Origin of the sequence: Paenibacillus wynnii, assembly GCF_000757885.1 — a bacterium.
GTDB classification, from domain to species: Bacteria; Bacillota; Bacilli; order Paenibacillales; family Paenibacillaceae; genus Paenibacillus_AQ; species Paenibacillus_AQ wynnii.
This window is the reverse complement of record NZ_JQCR01000002.1, coordinates 806,565-821,243: the sequence shown is the minus strand read 5'-3', so window position 1 is coordinate 821,243 and position 14,679 is coordinate 806,565. Positions and strand designations below refer to the sequence as shown.

At 46.8% G+C, this 14,679-nt stretch carries 16 protein-coding genes; 12 read left to right on the top strand and 4 right to left on the bottom strand.

The window, feature by feature from the left end; genetic code table 11:
• Positions 1-10 precede the first annotated feature (10 nt).
• Positions 11-490 (bottom strand): glutathione peroxidase, encoded by a 480-nt coding sequence (locus PWYN_RS06305; RefSeq protein WP_036649589.1) that lies wholly within the window; start codon positions 488-490, stop codon positions 11-13.
• A gap of 267 nt (positions 491-757) precedes the next feature.
• Between PWYN_RS06305 and PWYN_RS06300 the strand changes: the two genes are divergently transcribed.
• Positions 758-1,036: a hypothetical protein gene (locus tag PWYN_RS06300; RefSeq protein WP_036649586.1), complete on the top strand. Its 279-nt coding sequence runs from the start codon at positions 758-760 to the stop codon at positions 1,034-1,036.
• Between the two features lie 98 nt (positions 1,037-1,134).
• On the top strand, positions 1,135-1,590 hold the full coding sequence (locus tag PWYN_RS06295; protein ID WP_084146623.1) for a thiol-disulfide oxidoreductase DCC family protein: 456 nt from the start codon (positions 1,135-1,137) through the stop codon (positions 1,588-1,590).
• A gap of 13 nt (positions 1,591-1,603) precedes the next feature.
• On the opposite strand, the gene PWYN_RS06290 is transcribed toward PWYN_RS06295, so the two are convergent.
• Positions 1,604-2,155 carry a thermonuclease family protein gene (locus tag PWYN_RS06290; RefSeq protein WP_052087795.1) on the bottom strand — a complete coding sequence of 184 codons (552 nt, stop codon included), beginning with the start codon at positions 2,153-2,155 and terminating at the stop codon, positions 1,604-1,606.
• A 596-nt stretch (positions 2,156-2,751) separates the two neighbouring features.
• Here PWYN_RS06290 and PWYN_RS06285 point away from each other — a divergent pair.
• The 10 genes from PWYN_RS06285 to PWYN_RS06240 all read left to right on the top strand — a co-directional run bounded on the left by PWYN_RS06285 (position 2,752) and on the right by PWYN_RS06240 (position 13,107).
• Entirely contained in the window at positions 2,752-3,918 is a 1,167-nt protein-coding gene (locus PWYN_RS06285; RefSeq protein WP_052087794.1) for a P-loop NTPase family protein, read from the top strand.
• Positions 3,911-5,179 carry a TadA family conjugal transfer-associated ATPase gene (locus PWYN_RS06280; RefSeq protein ID WP_052087793.1) on the top strand — a complete coding sequence of 423 codons (1,269 nt, stop codon included), beginning with the start codon at positions 3,911-3,913 and terminating at the stop codon, positions 5,177-5,179. Before PWYN_RS06285 ends, PWYN_RS06280 begins: the two co-directional genes overlap by 8 nt.
• Before the next feature lies 1 nt (position 5,180).
• Positions 5,181-5,939 carry a type II secretion system F family protein gene (locus PWYN_RS06275; protein ID WP_240479693.1) on the top strand — a complete coding sequence of 253 codons (759 nt, stop codon included), beginning with the start codon at positions 5,181-5,183 and terminating at the stop codon, positions 5,937-5,939.
• Positions 5,940-5,953: 14 nt separating this feature from the next.
• A complete protein-coding gene (locus tag PWYN_RS06270) occupies positions 5,954-6,826 on the top strand; it encodes a type II secretion system F family protein (RefSeq protein WP_036649581.1) in 873 nt (290 codons plus the stop codon).
• Between the two features lie 12 nt (positions 6,827-6,838).
• Positions 6,839-7,027, top strand: a complete 189-nt coding sequence (locus tag PWYN_RS06265; RefSeq protein ID WP_036649579.1) for a Flp1 family type IVb pilin — start codon at positions 6,839-6,841, stop codon at positions 7,025-7,027.
• The gene (locus tag PWYN_RS06260) at positions 7,020-7,691 is read left to right on the top strand and encodes a TadE/TadG family type IV pilus assembly protein (protein WP_036649577.1); all 672 of its coding nucleotides are present in this window, start codon (positions 7,020-7,022) and stop codon (positions 7,689-7,691) included. Before PWYN_RS06265 ends, PWYN_RS06260 begins: the two co-directional genes overlap by 8 nt.
• Before the next feature lie 57 nt (positions 7,692-7,748).
• Positions 7,749-10,016 carry a hypothetical protein gene (locus tag PWYN_RS06255; RefSeq protein WP_052087791.1) on the top strand — a complete coding sequence of 756 codons (2,268 nt, stop codon included), beginning with the start codon at positions 7,749-7,751 and terminating at the stop codon, positions 10,014-10,016.
• Positions 10,017-10,034: 18 nt separating this feature from the next.
• Complete coding sequence (locus tag PWYN_RS06250; protein ID WP_036649575.1) at positions 10,035-11,006, top strand: TadE/TadG family type IV pilus assembly protein; 972 nt, start codon at positions 10,035-10,037, stop codon at positions 11,004-11,006.
• 27 nt (positions 11,007-11,033) lie between these two features.
• Positions 11,034-11,543, top strand: a complete 510-nt coding sequence (locus PWYN_RS06245; RefSeq protein WP_036649572.1) for an A24 family peptidase — start codon at positions 11,034-11,036, stop codon at positions 11,541-11,543.
• A 61-nt stretch (positions 11,544-11,604) separates the two neighbouring features.
• Positions 11,605-13,107 (top strand): DUF6382 domain-containing protein, encoded by a 1,503-nt coding sequence (locus tag PWYN_RS06240; RefSeq protein WP_036649570.1) that lies wholly within the window; start codon positions 11,605-11,607, stop codon positions 13,105-13,107.
• A gap of 25 nt (positions 13,108-13,132) precedes the next feature.
• On the opposite strand, the gene PWYN_RS06235 is transcribed toward PWYN_RS06240, so the two are convergent.
• Both PWYN_RS06235 and PWYN_RS06230 read right to left on the bottom strand, forming a co-directional pair.
• Entirely contained in the window at positions 13,133-14,035 is a 903-nt protein-coding gene (locus PWYN_RS06235) for a TIGR01777 family oxidoreductase (RefSeq protein ID WP_036649567.1), read from the bottom strand.
• Positions 14,036-14,060: 25 nt separating this feature from the next.
• A complete protein-coding gene (locus PWYN_RS06230) occupies positions 14,061-14,525 on the bottom strand; it encodes a DUF2621 domain-containing protein (RefSeq protein WP_036649566.1) in 465 nt (154 codons plus the stop codon).
• Between the last annotated feature and the right edge of the window lie 154 nt (positions 14,526-14,679).

The following is a 14,679-nucleotide window of genomic DNA, read 5'->3' as shown; positions in this document are numbered from 1 at the left end:
AAAATATGATCTAATCCAGTAATTTAGCAATGTCGGCTTCAATCTGATCCGGAGTTGTTTGTGGTGAATAACGCTTTAATACGCGTCCTTCGCGATCGACCAGAAATTTAGTGAAGTTCCACTTGATGCTTTTGGATCCCAGAATGCCAGGGGCTTCCTTAGACAGGTACTTGAATAAAGGATGAGCTTCGTCACCTTTTACATCAATCTTTTCATACATAGGGAAGGTTACTCCGTAATTAATCTCACAGAACTCGGCGATATCTTCACCTTCACCCGGCTCTTGTCCGGCGAACTGATTGCTGGGGAAGCCTAGTACTTCAAATCCGCGGTCTTTAAATTTCTCGTACACCTCTTGAAGACCTTTATATTGAGGGGTAAATCCGCATTTGCTGGCTGTATTTACGACTAAAAGTACTTTGTCTTTATACTTGGATAACGATTCCTCTTCCCCGCGAAGGGTGTTGGCTTCGAACTCATAGATACTCATAAATAATACCTCCCGAACATATATTTATTACAATTTAATTGTACACTATTAATGAGAATAGTCAAACCTCCAGGAACGGGTAGACAAGGACTTTCATGGCAATAATGGCTAAAAAGAGACAAGATCATTAAAAAGTACTGCAAATAGAGGGCTACTAAGACTGCGTTGGTTGACATCCCCCTTAAAATTCTTTAATATGTCTAGGTATCTGTATATGTCAGTGTGTTCTATTTAACAAACAAAAAATTTAAATAATGGGTGATGAAGATGTCTTACAGACCGAATATTACGAATGTTACCAAAGCGAGCAGCAATGATAAGGATGGGTTGTTCGAGTTCATTATCAAGCTTGCTGATGGAACGGAGTGCCGTGTGTTTTATAATCGGTTTCCGGAATGGAAAATGACAAACATCAGCCGCCTGCTTAAAACACCATGCCCCATTTGCCGCAAAGATTTCATCTGCAAATGCATGGATGCATTCACTCCTGACTTCGAAGGACAAATGATCGGGGATAAATGGATTGAAAAGGCAATTGCCGAGTAACAGAATGAACGGAACATGAAGCGCGGGAGTTTTCCCGCGTTTTTGTTTTGCCTATTTATTCGGATATACTAAGCGTATTACGAAAGGGCGTGGGACTAATGAGCGAAGAACGGGGGCATGAAGGGTTGCAGGTAGATACGGTAGATCCTACAGCAGGGAAATCCATTGTGCTGATCGACGGTGTATGCCATCTATGCCAAGGGTTGGTTCGGTTTATTATTCCACGAGACCCTAAGGGCAGGTTCATGTTCGCCTCCCTACAGAGTGAAATTGCTCAAGAACTGATTCATATGAATGGCATAGTCTTGGAGCGCGGACAATTAAGTACGGTTGTACTGCTGGAGAACGGAGTCTATTATACCGAGTCGGCGGCAGTGCTTCGCATAGCTCGTAGGCTGCGTTATCCGTGGCCTGTTGCATATGGGTTCATATTCTTGCCGCCCCCACTGCGTAACGTATTGTACCGTTATGTAGCTAGGAATCGTTACCGCTGGTTCGGGCTTGACGAACAGTGTCTTCTTCCCACACCAGATATCCGGCGGAGATTCCTGTAGCCGGGTCTTTTTTTTAGGGTTCAATCATTACCTCTGGATGAAAACCATCTTTTTGCACGTAATCCTCTACACTCCAAATGCCTAAGGCCATATCTTGGCTTTTATCTTCAATTTCTTTGAACATATCTACGTGTCGCACATTAGGCGGATAGATATAAGCGACTCGTGCCAATCCCTGTTTCAGTAAAGCCTCCTGCAGCATAATACCATCAACGTATACATATGCGAGTAATCGCGAATATTTATCCCGCTCCGGCCCGTCATCGAATTCTAGCTCCAGCCTCTCGGCATTTTGTATCAGCTTCGCTGTATAGCTTTTGGCTTCCTGTGCATAAGGCTCCTTCCCGTAAATAGAATCGGACATTTCAGGCGTATCTATCAGCAGCAGTCTCACTTTCTCCTGCTTCCCGTTATAGGTAACAGTCAAGGTATCTCCATCAATAGTACGTATGAGCTGAACTTGGGTCCTATTGGGGTCGGTTTCTTGCGGGGTTAGCTGACATCCAACTAGCATTAAAAGTAAAATGAGCAGTAGCATAGCTTTTAAGGTGAATTGATGGTTCATGATGTTCACACTCCTCATCGTAGATTATAGCCTGAATGCTGCACTAAAATCAGTGCTTGATAGGTGACGAGAAGGACAGAAGTCTGTTTCGCACAATAGAGGGTTTTTCTCCCTCTATTTCTGCACCTGGCACCCCGTTTGGGCAAACAGAGGGAATTTCGCACGCTAATTTTGAGAATATACCTCCTTGGGACGGTATGGGTAAGATTATAGGGGTATTTTTCCTCTAATCTCAATTACATAGCGTTTCGGTCGGTATTAGCGGGCATTTTCCCCTGTAATTCACCGAACGTAACCCGGATTTGGCTACCTATAGGGATTTGTTGCCCCGATCCCTGTGAAACATAGGCGAAGTTAGAACGAAATCGTTCCCGGTACAGTGACCTAAACGGAATTCAAGCACTGATTTCGAGAAAGAGCCTCAAAAAACTTAAGTCCAATCTATATGTGAAAAAATAATCATTGATAGCTTTCTGTATATATGCTACTATAGCTGTAAATTAAAGGATAGTAACGGAAGCACCGTTCTATAACCGTTTCACGCGGTTATTGGCGGTGCTTTTTTGCTGTCTTTTTTTAGGGGAAGGAGGAGTTCCATGGCCGCAAGAATTGTACTTGCTGTGCGGGAAAGTCAGTATATTGAACCCTTGCTGCATTATGTTCGTCACAGCGAGTACGGGGACAGGTTGCATATTACAGCTTTTAGCCGGATGGATACTTTTGTGGAATATATGAAGGAAGAGGAGGTGCCGGACGCCGTAGTAGGAGATCCAGCTTTTATTGAAGCTTGGTTGGTAGAGGGCAGAGTTGCAGTTCCATGGGCCGTACTTAGCGAGGAAGGAGGGATGATCGGGAAAATTAGCAAGAGCTTATCCGCCGGACAAGTTATAGCCAAGTATCAAGCACTCCCTTCGCTGCTAACCTCTATGCTGCAGCTATGTGAAGTGGAGCGGACACGGGCATGCTCTGCGGTTGAGGGGGAGACCCTTCTGCTTGGGGTAGTATCCGGCAGCGGGAGCAGCGGAAAAACAGTAATCGCCTTAAATATAGTGAAGCAGCTAAGTGATCTTGGTTTGTCAGTCTTCTACCTCAATCTGGAGAGTGTGGACAGCAGCAGCCTATATCTCCGTTCGATTAGGGACAATATGCCGGGGTTAGAGAGATTGCTCTACGAAATCCAGGCCAACAGAGACTCGGAGGCAGGGATTCAAGGAGAAATACAGAGTTATGCCATACGCCATGAGAACCCGCGGTGTGACGCTTTTAAACCGGTAAGCAATGTAAAGGAAATGCTTCAAATGAACAAGAGGGACACCTTGGATCTAATGGAGCTTGTAGCGTCCGGGAGACGGTATGACGTTGTAATCATCGATACGGGAAGTATCGGGGAAGAGCGTACGGAGGCTGTGATGGAAAAATGCGGTGTCCTGCTGTGGGTGCTTAGAGATGATGATGTAAGTATACATAAGGCTGGGAAGTGGTTGTCCCATTACGCCGCCCCACATGGGGGGGAGCCGCCGGGTCTGATCGACAGGAGCAGGTTTGTTATGAATTGCTTTTCGGAGGTGTCTGGTGAAAGACCACCCCTCGATGGCATACCGCTAGACAGCATCCTACCGTATATATCTTCTTGGAATCAGCCGTACCGCAGCGAGTTGTATCTGAATTCCCCCCTGTTCCATCAGGAAATTCTTCAGCTATGCAGGAGAATGTTGGGGCCTATGCTGCCGCACACTTTTGCTATGGAGAGCCGCTATGAATGAGGAAATGTTCAGAAAGCTTCGAAATGATATTCGGGAAGGGCTTAATGTTACCTCTACAGTGGATAACCGTGAACTACTCACTTACATCGAAAGGACAACCTTTGAACGGGAGAATCTTCGTTATCTCACGGCTCAGGAGAAGCTTGAACTTGTCAAAAGATTATTCGATTCTTTCCGGGGATTAGATATATTGCAGCCGCTGGTTGATAATCCGGCCATCACTGAAATTATGATTAACAGTCATCGCGATATTTTCATAGAGGAGGAAGGGCAGATTCGCCGGCTTCCTTTGGCTTTTGAATCGGCAAGCAGACTGGAGGATATTATCCAGAGTGTAGTGTCCGGTGTCAACAGAGTGGTGAATGAATCTTCCCCTATAGTGGATGCAAGGCTGAAGGACGGTTCCCGCGTTAATATCGTTTTGCCTCCCGTTGCGCTAAAAGGTCCCGCGATGACCATCCGGAAATTTCCGGAGTCACCGATGACCATGGATGATCTGGTACGCCGTGATGCACTCAGTCCAGAGGCAGCAGAGCTTCTGCAAATTTTGGTTGCTGCTAAATATAACATTTTTATAAGCGGGGGTACGGGCTCTGGCAAAACCACTTTTCTGAACGCATTGTCCCAATTCATACCTCCTCAGGAACGTGTCATTACTATAGAAGATTCTGCGGAGCTGCAAATTGTAACGGTGCCCAATCTGGTCTCTCTGGAGACACGGAACGTTAACACTGAGGGAAAGGGGGAGATCACCATCCGGGACCTGATTCGTTCTTCCCTGCGGATGAGACCCAACCGGATTGTAGTTGGAGAGGTTCGTGGCGCGGAATGCCTCGATATGCTGCAGGCGATGAATACGGGACATGATGGGTCATTGTCAACGGGCCATTCGAACAGTTCGAGGGATATGGTCAGCCGGTTGGAGACAATGGTCCTCAGTGGAGCAGATCTACCTATCGCAGTAGTGCGGCAGCAGATTGGGTCAGCCATTGATATCTTTGTTCATTTATCTAGGTTAAGAGATCGAACGCGTCGGGTGTTGGAAATCAGTGAGGTCGCCGGTTTGAAGGACGGAGAAGTGCTGCTAAACCCCCTGTACGAATTTCAGGAGACGGGGGAGCAGAGCGGACGGGTACAGGGAGGGCTGATGCCTACCGGAAACCCTTTGCTGCATACGGATAAGCTTCGAATGTCCGGTATTCATGCACATCCTTTATCTCACTTAAGAGCTCTGGATAGGAATGAGGTGGCGGTTGACTAAGATGGAACTTGCACAATTACTGCCGAACTATACTGTCTATGAACTAACCTTGCTGCAAAAAGTCACAGCCTTAGGTATGGGAGGAATGCTGCTGTTTGGGGTTGGCTATCTCTTTTATCATCATTGGATCTTATCGCTTGCGCTGGTTCCCTTTGCGGGTTATGCTCCCCGGCTATTAAGGAATTATTTGATGATAAGGCGGCGTGCGGCGTTGAATCTGCATTTCAAGCAGACACTGTTTTCCTTGTCCTCCTCGTTGTCCGCTGGGCGATCCGTGGAGAATGCCTTTCGGGAGGCTGTGCAGGATCTGCTTATGCTCGACCCCGAAGGCGGTAGCGATATGATAGCTGAGCTGAATATTATTTGTGCCCGGCTAGAATATGCGCAGCCTGTTGAGGAAGCGCTGCACGACTTCAGCAGAAGAGCAGGAATGGAGGACATTGACCGATTCGCTGATGTATTCACCGTCTGCAAACGGACCGGGGGAGATTTAGTTGAAGTAGTGCGCCGTACCTCAACCGTTATAAGCGAGAAGCTGGATATTCAGCAGGAAATAGCCGTAACTGTTGCACAGAAGAAATTTGAGGCTAAGGCACTACTGGTTTCTCCACTAGCCATGGTAATGTTCATGAGCCTAACAGCCGGCGATTATATGGAGCCCATGTATACAGGGGCTGGGTTTGCAATTTCAACGTTGGCATTGGCGGCGCTGTTTCTATGCTATCTCTGGATATCGAAGATCATGGATATTCCGCTCTGAAGGGGGGTGAAACGATGCGCGGGATCTGTGGTGCAGTCATCCTGATTTTGGCGGCTGCTTGGTTTATACTTCGTTTGAAAAGTGGCAGAAGGTACGTTAATTTGAGGGGCTTACCTATGGAGGGAATTCGACTTCGGAAGGTGGGGGAACCGCTGCTCTTGCTGGTTGAAGCGAGTCGGATCACAAGCTATTTCCCTTCAGTGATATTTAAAATCCAGCGCTCCATTCAAAAAAGCCAAGGCGCACGGCAGGGTGCAGAGCGTACTTTGCTCTTCTTGGGCGAGATGCTGAGTTACAGTTGGTTGCTACTAATAGCTGGTTGCACACTGTCATTGATTACCGGAGAGCGTATTGGAATAGTATTGGGTACGTTTCTGGCAGGGGCGCTTCCCATTGCACTGGTGAGTGATCTGCATAAAAAGGTAAAGCTGCGAGAGCAGCTGATAACGCTGGAGCTACCAGAACTACTGAATAGTATTGTACTGCTGGTAGGTGCAGGTGAGACGGTGCAGAGAGCTCTGGTTCGATGTTCAGCTAGCCGAAAAGGGGATATAAGCCACCCGTTATACCGTGAACTGGCGACTATGATCAGTGAATGGGAGAGCGGTTATTCCTTCCAGCAGGCTTTTGAAAATTTCAGCAAGCGGTGTGCGGTGCAGGAGGTGGCTCTTTTCACTACAACGGTATTGCTTAATTATCGCAGGGGCGGGGGAGATTTTGCTTTATCTCTTCGTGACTTGTCCCGAATGTTATGGGAGAGACGAAAGGCGATTAGCCGGACACGCGGTGAGCAGGCTTCCGCAAAGTTGGTTTTTCCGATGGTGGTTATCTTTCTGATTGTAATTGTATTGGTGGGAACACCGGCATTCATGATGTTAAATATGTAGGAGGATGAGACTATGATATCAACGTTACGGGGAAATGCAATGGGATTTTGGAGAGATGAAGAAGGGTTGGGTACCTTGGAAATGATCTTAATCATCGCTGTATTAATAGCTGTCGTCTTGGTGTTTAGAGAAGAGATTGTAAAGGTAGTCAAAAGTCTGATCTCCACTGCTGGAGAGAAAAGCCAGGAAGTATTTGAGTAATTTGTGGAAAGAAGACGGCAGCTTTACGATTGAAGCCTCACTCCTGCTGCCTATTATTATGTTTATAACGATGCTGCTGCTATTCTTCTGCCTCTACAGCTATCAGAAATCGGTGCTACTTCAGGTGGCCTCTGCCACTGCTGAACGTGGAGCCTATACTTGGGACAATAGTCACAAAGAGACTACGGGCTCCTTTGCAGCAGGTCAATATGATTCTCTTTACTGGCGTATTGGTGAAGATAACCTGCTGGGTTCACTATTTGGAGCAGGAGCGGGAAGCGGGAGTGTGACGGTATTGCTGCCTGACAAGACTGAAGGCTCTGCAGAAGATCTACCGAAAGTGAAGCTAGGGCAATCGGCTGTGAAGGTTCCGGTTAATATGCCGGGAGAAATAAAGTATACATTTGGCCTTACCGGCCGAAAAGTAAGCCTAAAGCTTCAACACCTGCTGGATCTCCCTGTGCTGGATGAAATATTAACAGATGGAGGTGTTCCGGCAGTTGAAGCTCAATCATTGATAGCTGAGCCTGTTGAGTTCATCCGTTCAGTTGATCTGATGCGCTACTACGGTGCTAAGTTTCAGGGACGATCCGGAAATGAAGACTCAGGAGCAGCAATGAAACCAAAGGATGCCTCTGAAATGGTAGGCAAACTCAAGAAATGAAATGAAGTTTCGGATGAATATCGCCATAAGTAATTTATGGACAAGAGGGAGGCTGGTATGAAGACATTAACACCCCGTCCATATATTCATCATACATGTTCCCGGCGGCGTTGGCGGCGGGGAAGACACACTGAGGGCTCAGTCTCTGTATTTCTAATTATGGTTCTGGCGTTTGTATTCCTGTTTGCAGCAGTACTGATTGATTATGCACGGATTGCTGCCGCCAACACGCAAGGAGAACGGCTGGCCCGGGCCGCTATTCGATCTGTAATGTCATCGTATGATATCAAGCTCAAAGAAGATTATGGGTTGTTTGCTTTTGGGGATAGCGATGGAAAGCAGTTATTAGCCAGAGTATTAAGTGATAATTTGCGCAAGAGTGGACGAGGGGATGAGTTCAATCTCCTGTCTCTGGCTCTGGAATCATCCTCCTTGGAGTGGGGCCGGCCTTTAGGTGAATATGCTATTTTCCGGCGCCAAATTAATGAAGAAATGAAGTATAAGGCTCCGATTGATTTCACTCTGGAATTGGCTGGAAAGTTCAAGCCGGTATCTGCTGCTATGGGGGAGGCCTCACGTTCGATAGATCTATTCAGCAAACTTCAGCCTTTATATGACAAACGTGAGGATGAGTTGGATCTAATGCTGGAGCGTCGCAGTCAAGCTGCCGAAAGCGTAAAAGTAATGCTTGAGTTAATCATAAGTCCACCAGGGTCGACCTCAATCCCTTATCAAGGCGTTGGTGGTGTCTCTAATGCAGCGGATATTGTTGGACAATATCGTGATTTCGTTTATAAAGCTTATGCCGACATGGATCTGGAGGAGGATGAGGAACCCAGATATAGGGACAAAATCTCTAATTATTTATCGCAATCCTCTGAGGTTACATCCCGACTCCAGGCTGCACTAATTACTCTTCAAGAGACTCATTCGAGGTTAATGGAGGAGTCAAGAAATGCACTCAATGAGGCATTGAGACTAAATGACAGTATGAAAGCTGTAATAGAGCAGTCAAGAAATACTAATAACCGCCCTGGTTATACTTCTGCTGAATCCTGGGATATTCCCGGGAGCTTAGAGGGAACCAGCGACACTGCAGTACCCAATCTCCGCGAACAAGGGGAGAGCTTGCTCCTCTCCGCATCTGAACTTAGTAGCTTGGAAACAGGGATATCCGCGCAGGATCACGCTTACCAATCGATTTTGCAAGAGGTATCTGGGTTACCGTCAGCTCTTGGGAGCGCCTCAGGCCTGAACGCGGATCTTTCGTGGCTAACAGCTTCTGTGCTAGGGGCCTCGAAAGTGACTTACTCTTATGTCCAGGAGTATGGGAATGAGGGTGTCCAAATTTCCCGTGATAAAGCAGCTATTGAAAGTCACCGCACCTCGGATAAGGCGCGTAAGGAGACTGAGAAACAGAGTAAGGTCAAATTGCGCGAGGCCATGGATGTTATAACTAAGATTCGCAATATGGGCCAACAAGCGGGAGACTCCCTAAAGCGTTATGATACACTCCGGCTATATTATGACGAGAATATCAGCTTTAATATAGGGTTGAATCAGAGCTTGCCTGAAGAAGGAAAGGCATCTTCCGATCCTTACTCCGCTGGAAGTGCGGCTATGGATGATATGGATGGAATATATGAAGCAATGGGCAGTGTCTTAGGCGGGGCAAGGGATCGACTTTTTCAAAATGAATATTCCGCCCTTTATTTTCCGCATTTTGATGTTTCCGGACTCACATCTCTATCGGGAGACGGACAAGGGAACGGGATTCAACAGCTGTCAGATCAGATGGATCCCCATCAGCAAGAGCTGGAATACATTTTATATGGATTCCATAATCCGGCTGGCAATGTAGCAGCGGCATATAGTGAAATATTTGCAATGAGGCTTGCGGTGCGGACTATGGAAGGATTTATTGAGAAGGCGACTCTAGGCAACCCATTGGCAATTACGGCTGCGGCACTGTTATACGGACTTAGTAAAGCTATTGAAGATATGGTTGTTCTGTGCAACAAGGGTTCAATTCCGCTATCCAAATATGTACCGGCTGAGCTTACCTACCGTGATTATCTCCGGCTGTTCCTGTTGCTACACGGTGGTGGAGAAGCACAGCTGTCCCGCATGCTGGCTCTTATCCGCTTGAATACAGGAATCAATCCTGCGAAGAAATTCACGTATGTTTCATCAGAGATCAAGCTGGGAACGCGATTATGGTTCTTGCCCGGTGTAATCAAAGCACTGGATTACACTGCCGGTCTTGCAGGTGATGTGCAGAAGAATACCTATTACAAGGCAATACGGGCGGATTTTTCTTATTAGTAGAAGGGTAGTGGGACGATGAGGTACAGATGCCGTAAAGGGATGGCGGTGAAGAACGAGGGTAGTATGGTTGTTGAAGCGGCAATGGTAATGCCCATCTTTCTGCTCTTTGTTCTATTTCTGATTTTTATAATTCAGATGACCTTGTATTCCACGGCTCTGCAAAGCACCGTATCCGATACTGTCAAGGTAGTGTCTACACATATGTATCCCGCTGCCTTGGCTGTCCAAAAGGCAGAAACTCCCGGTTCTCCAAAATCTGAAGGAGAGACTGCTTCTCGGCCAGCCGCTAATTGGAGTATTCCCCGGTTGTCACTTACGGATTGGAGCGAGAAGTATGCTACCTCATTGCCCGCACCATTAGACGATTGGGTGAGAGGTGCGGTTCAGAAGGGGGAGGGCCCTTTGCAGGAACTGCAGGCGAAGGCTTCACAGAGCGTTTTGGATTTGGCCGTAAAGCCCTTGCTTAAGCCTTATCTGGCTGCAAATATTCTCGAATACCAAAGAATCCATGTAACCAACGTGATCGTTCCAGAGATAAAAGATAATACACGTCCTTATTTCGGGCTCCAGGTTAGCTACGAGCTGCCGATGAGGGTGCCCTTTCTGAACCAAAGAATTGTGCTGGAGGCCAGTGCGGTTGAAAGACTATGGATTGGGGATACGGGGGAATACGGTAATGGAGGAGCGGCAGACGATCAGGGTGAAAAGGATGCAATTATTATTCTGGAGAAGCCCAATCCCGGGGTGGCTAATAAACAAGGTAAAATCCGTGCGAAAATCAAACCCAATGCATCAGCAAATCTAACGATTTTTTATAAGAGTGGCAAAAGCAGTGCTAAATATTTGGGCTGGAAGCAAGCGGACAGTGAAGGGTATATCGAGTGGGAGTGGAAGATCGGGGTGAATACGACGCCAGGGTCATGGCCTTTTACCATTCAGACTGATGACGGCCAATCTATTGAAGTGACCTTTGTTGTTGTGAAATAGAAGAGAGGGCGAAGAAGGAGTAAATCTATGACGGAGTGGGCATTTTGGGGCTGTACACCTTTTTTGGCAGCAGCGTTGTTTACAGATATACGTTCAATGAGAATACCGAACTGGATTACAGTACCCGCATTCTTTACGGGACTGGTGCTTCAAGCGCTTGTGCAGGGTTGGCAAGGATTCTTATTTGCAATTTGCGGTGCCGCGGCGGGGTTTGCTCTATTACTTATTATGCATTTCATGGGTGCGGTTGGGGCAGGGGATGTCAAGCTGTTTGCGGGTATTGGAGCCTGGACGGGGATGTTGTTCACTGCTCAGGTTATTATGTACTCGGTTTTTATCGGGGCATTGATTGGTTGGATCATTGTGCTATGGCGACACGAAACAGGAACTCGTTTACGCAATACCTTTAGCAAACTTGCTGTTTTTTTTGTATTGCATGATCTGAGCGTTCTAAAAGGACGGGGAAAAGAACAGCTGCGCTTTCCCTTTATGCTGGCTGTCATCCCCGGTTCGGTGTGTGCGTATCTATATTTTTAAAATGGGGTGATTGCTGTTGTTTGGATTGACCTGTGATTTTATACAACGGGATGGTATATGTATGGTGCTTGATGAGCCCGATGGATTGTCAGTGGGCAAGCTCAATAAAGTGCAGACCCGGATGATGATAAATACGAAAATTCCCAATCACTTGAAGTTATATCTCAAGGAAATTGATTTAAGAGTTACGCTGGAATACGCGGTCACCGGCAAGAAGATGCTCTCCCATCTTTTGAAAAGTGAAAGGTTATCTATGAATGCCTTCTTCGGACTTCTTCTGCAAGTGGCTCAGGGTATGGAGGAAGGGAGGCTGTATATGCTGGACCCGGTGATGTACGCCTTACACGAGGATTATATTTTTATAGAAGGATCGCTGCAAAACGGCAAGGTGTACTTGGCCTATATTCCATGGGATAATCCTGCTGCAACTCATAAACCCGGGGAGAGCATGCGATCTTTAATTATGGTGCTAATGGCCTCAATCACTGAGCTAAGGGGAACCGGAGTGCAGAGGCTTCTACAGTATTGCGGAGAGGAAGGCTTCTCATCGGGAGGACTGAAGGCACTGCTTGCCGAACTGCTGACGGAAGGCGGGGACTCTATAAAAGCAAACCCTATCTCCACAGTTGAACGTAGAGCAACCATAGCTGCTGTAGCGGTGGAGGAACAGACTGTCCCCAATCGCTTAGTCGGATGGACAGGCGGGTACCCCAGTTTTCAAAGCATGGAGGAAGATCATGTTATCAACAAGTCCGATAGCCTAAACTCCGAGTCAACTAATACATCCAGCTCGAAAATATACATTGTATTGGGTTGTCTATTGGGAGGCGCGTTGTTATGGAAATTCTTATATCTCAATCATCCGAATTCACTGGCTTTATTGATCTGTGGAGTGATCAGCGTTGTGCTAGCTGTTATTAGCGGCCTGGCTTGGTTAGGGAAATTGCATCTGGGAGGGAGCAGCGGTGAAGCAGACGAAGATGAGGAAGCAGAGATAAGGAGGGCTATGACTGGGGTTAAGTCAGGGGATGGAGAGCAAAGATTTAGCAGACCTTCGCTTAGTAGCAGTGGGCCAAGTGCAATACCCCGACATGATCCTGAACCTAGAATAGCCTCTCGCAGCGGCCCAAGTCCCGCTAATTTTCTAGCCGAAGCACCATCGCAAGTGGCTGCATCCATCCCAATGCCAATTCCACCAACCGCTCTGTTATCCAGAGAGAAGCCTACGGTGAAAGAACAAGGGAAAGTGCAGCACCAAGTGCCATATTTGGAGAGGTACGACGATGAGGGAGACGGTCTTAGGGAAAGAATTGAGCTGAATCGGCCCAGCTTCATTATCGGTCGGTCTACAGAAGTAGCACAATATATTGAAAGGTCAGAAGGAGCTTCACGCGTACATGCGGAAATCTCCCGAAGTACAGGCGGGTACATACTTAAGGATCTTGATTCACGAAACGGCACCTTTTTTCAAGGAGAGTCTATGATTCCGTATAAGGAATATCAGCTTGCAGAAGGGGATGTATTTACAATTGTGAAGGGCAATTACATGTTCCGGACTGCATGATATTGCATTCTGATCCATTACAATTTCATTCGGACTTTAACTGCTCCATGGCACCTTGAATCTTAGGGAAAGCATAGGTGAACCCATGACTTAATGCCTTTTGCGGAAGAACACGTTGACCTTTTAACAAAATCTCAGAAAGCTCGCCAAGTGCTGTCTTTAGTAAGAAAGAAGGCAGAGGAAACCAATGCGGACGATGGTATACTTTGGCGATTGTTTTTCCAAATTCATCATTAGTGACAGGCTCCGGGGCAGTTGCATTCACAGGACCTGATATCTCACGGTTAGCAATACAAAAGTCAATTAGGGCAATGATATCAGTGAGATGAATCCATGGCACCCACTGGCGGCCACTGCCGATTTTACCTCCAAAACCAAGTAGGTAGGGCAGCTTCATTTGGGGGAAAGCTCCGCTCTTGTTGCCAAGAACGACTCCGGTACGAAGTATAACTAGGCGAACATCCTTGTAGGAACGGTCTGCTGCTTCTTCCCAATCTCTAACCACTTCCGAAGGGAAATCCATCATACGGGCTGGAGAGGATTCATCAAAGGTGTCCTTCTCGGAAGTGCCATAAATGGCAACCGCAGAGGATTGTATAACAACAGATGGTTTATGCTCAATAGATTCGATGAGTGTAGCAGCTGCGGTAACGGTTTCAAGTCGTGATTGTCTAATTGCTTGTTTTCCTTTCGAGCTCCAACGCTGGCTGAGTGAAGCTCCGGCGAGGTTAACCAAGGCATCGCAGCCTTCAACGGGATTGGGATTTGAGGATAGATGATCCCAGGTCATGTAATGAAGCAGCGGGTTACTCGAGGTTGTGTCTGGTATTTTTCTTCCGATAATCACAACCTCGTGTCCAGCCTGAAGCCAATATTTAGTAAGAGCACTGCCGATAAATCCGGTTCCTCCGCATATTGCATATTTCAACCTGGAGTCCTCCTTTGGACTATACTTACTTCATTAAATGGCGGTATGGAGAATAATCGATTCCGTTCTTTTCCAAGAAGCTGACCAGAAAACGGTTATCACGTCTCGGCGTGGCAACAATATAGCCCTTAATACAGTGATCGCGTGTTACTTCCGGCGCATGGGTCTCCACTGCAATCTTGCCGATTTCGGCAGCAATCGAGTGCTTGGCGATATCGCGGAACGGTGAGGGTACAGGCTGAACCAGCAGATCCAGAAAGGCTTTGGATTCATCGCTCCATAGAGGTCTGCTGCGTTCTACCCAGTAATTTTGCCAATCCAATTTGGATTTTCCGTCAGCTTTAGGGAGCACCTTCAGAAATTTACGGAACATAAAGAAACCGCCTATGCACATGGTGCCCAGCAGTAAAAACGTCCAAAATGCGATGGAGTTCATAAACCAGTTGCTCGGTGATACGGATAATAGACTCAGTTCAAAATTATTGGACATGTATTATTCACCTCGACAATGATTATTGTCACAAATTCTCTATGACCTAAATTATAACGTATATCTATAGTTTTGCGTAGCGGAAAAGGGGATACCCCGGCTTGCCTAGATTTATTTTCTTAATCACGTTAGAATAAGGTTTAATTCGTGAAAG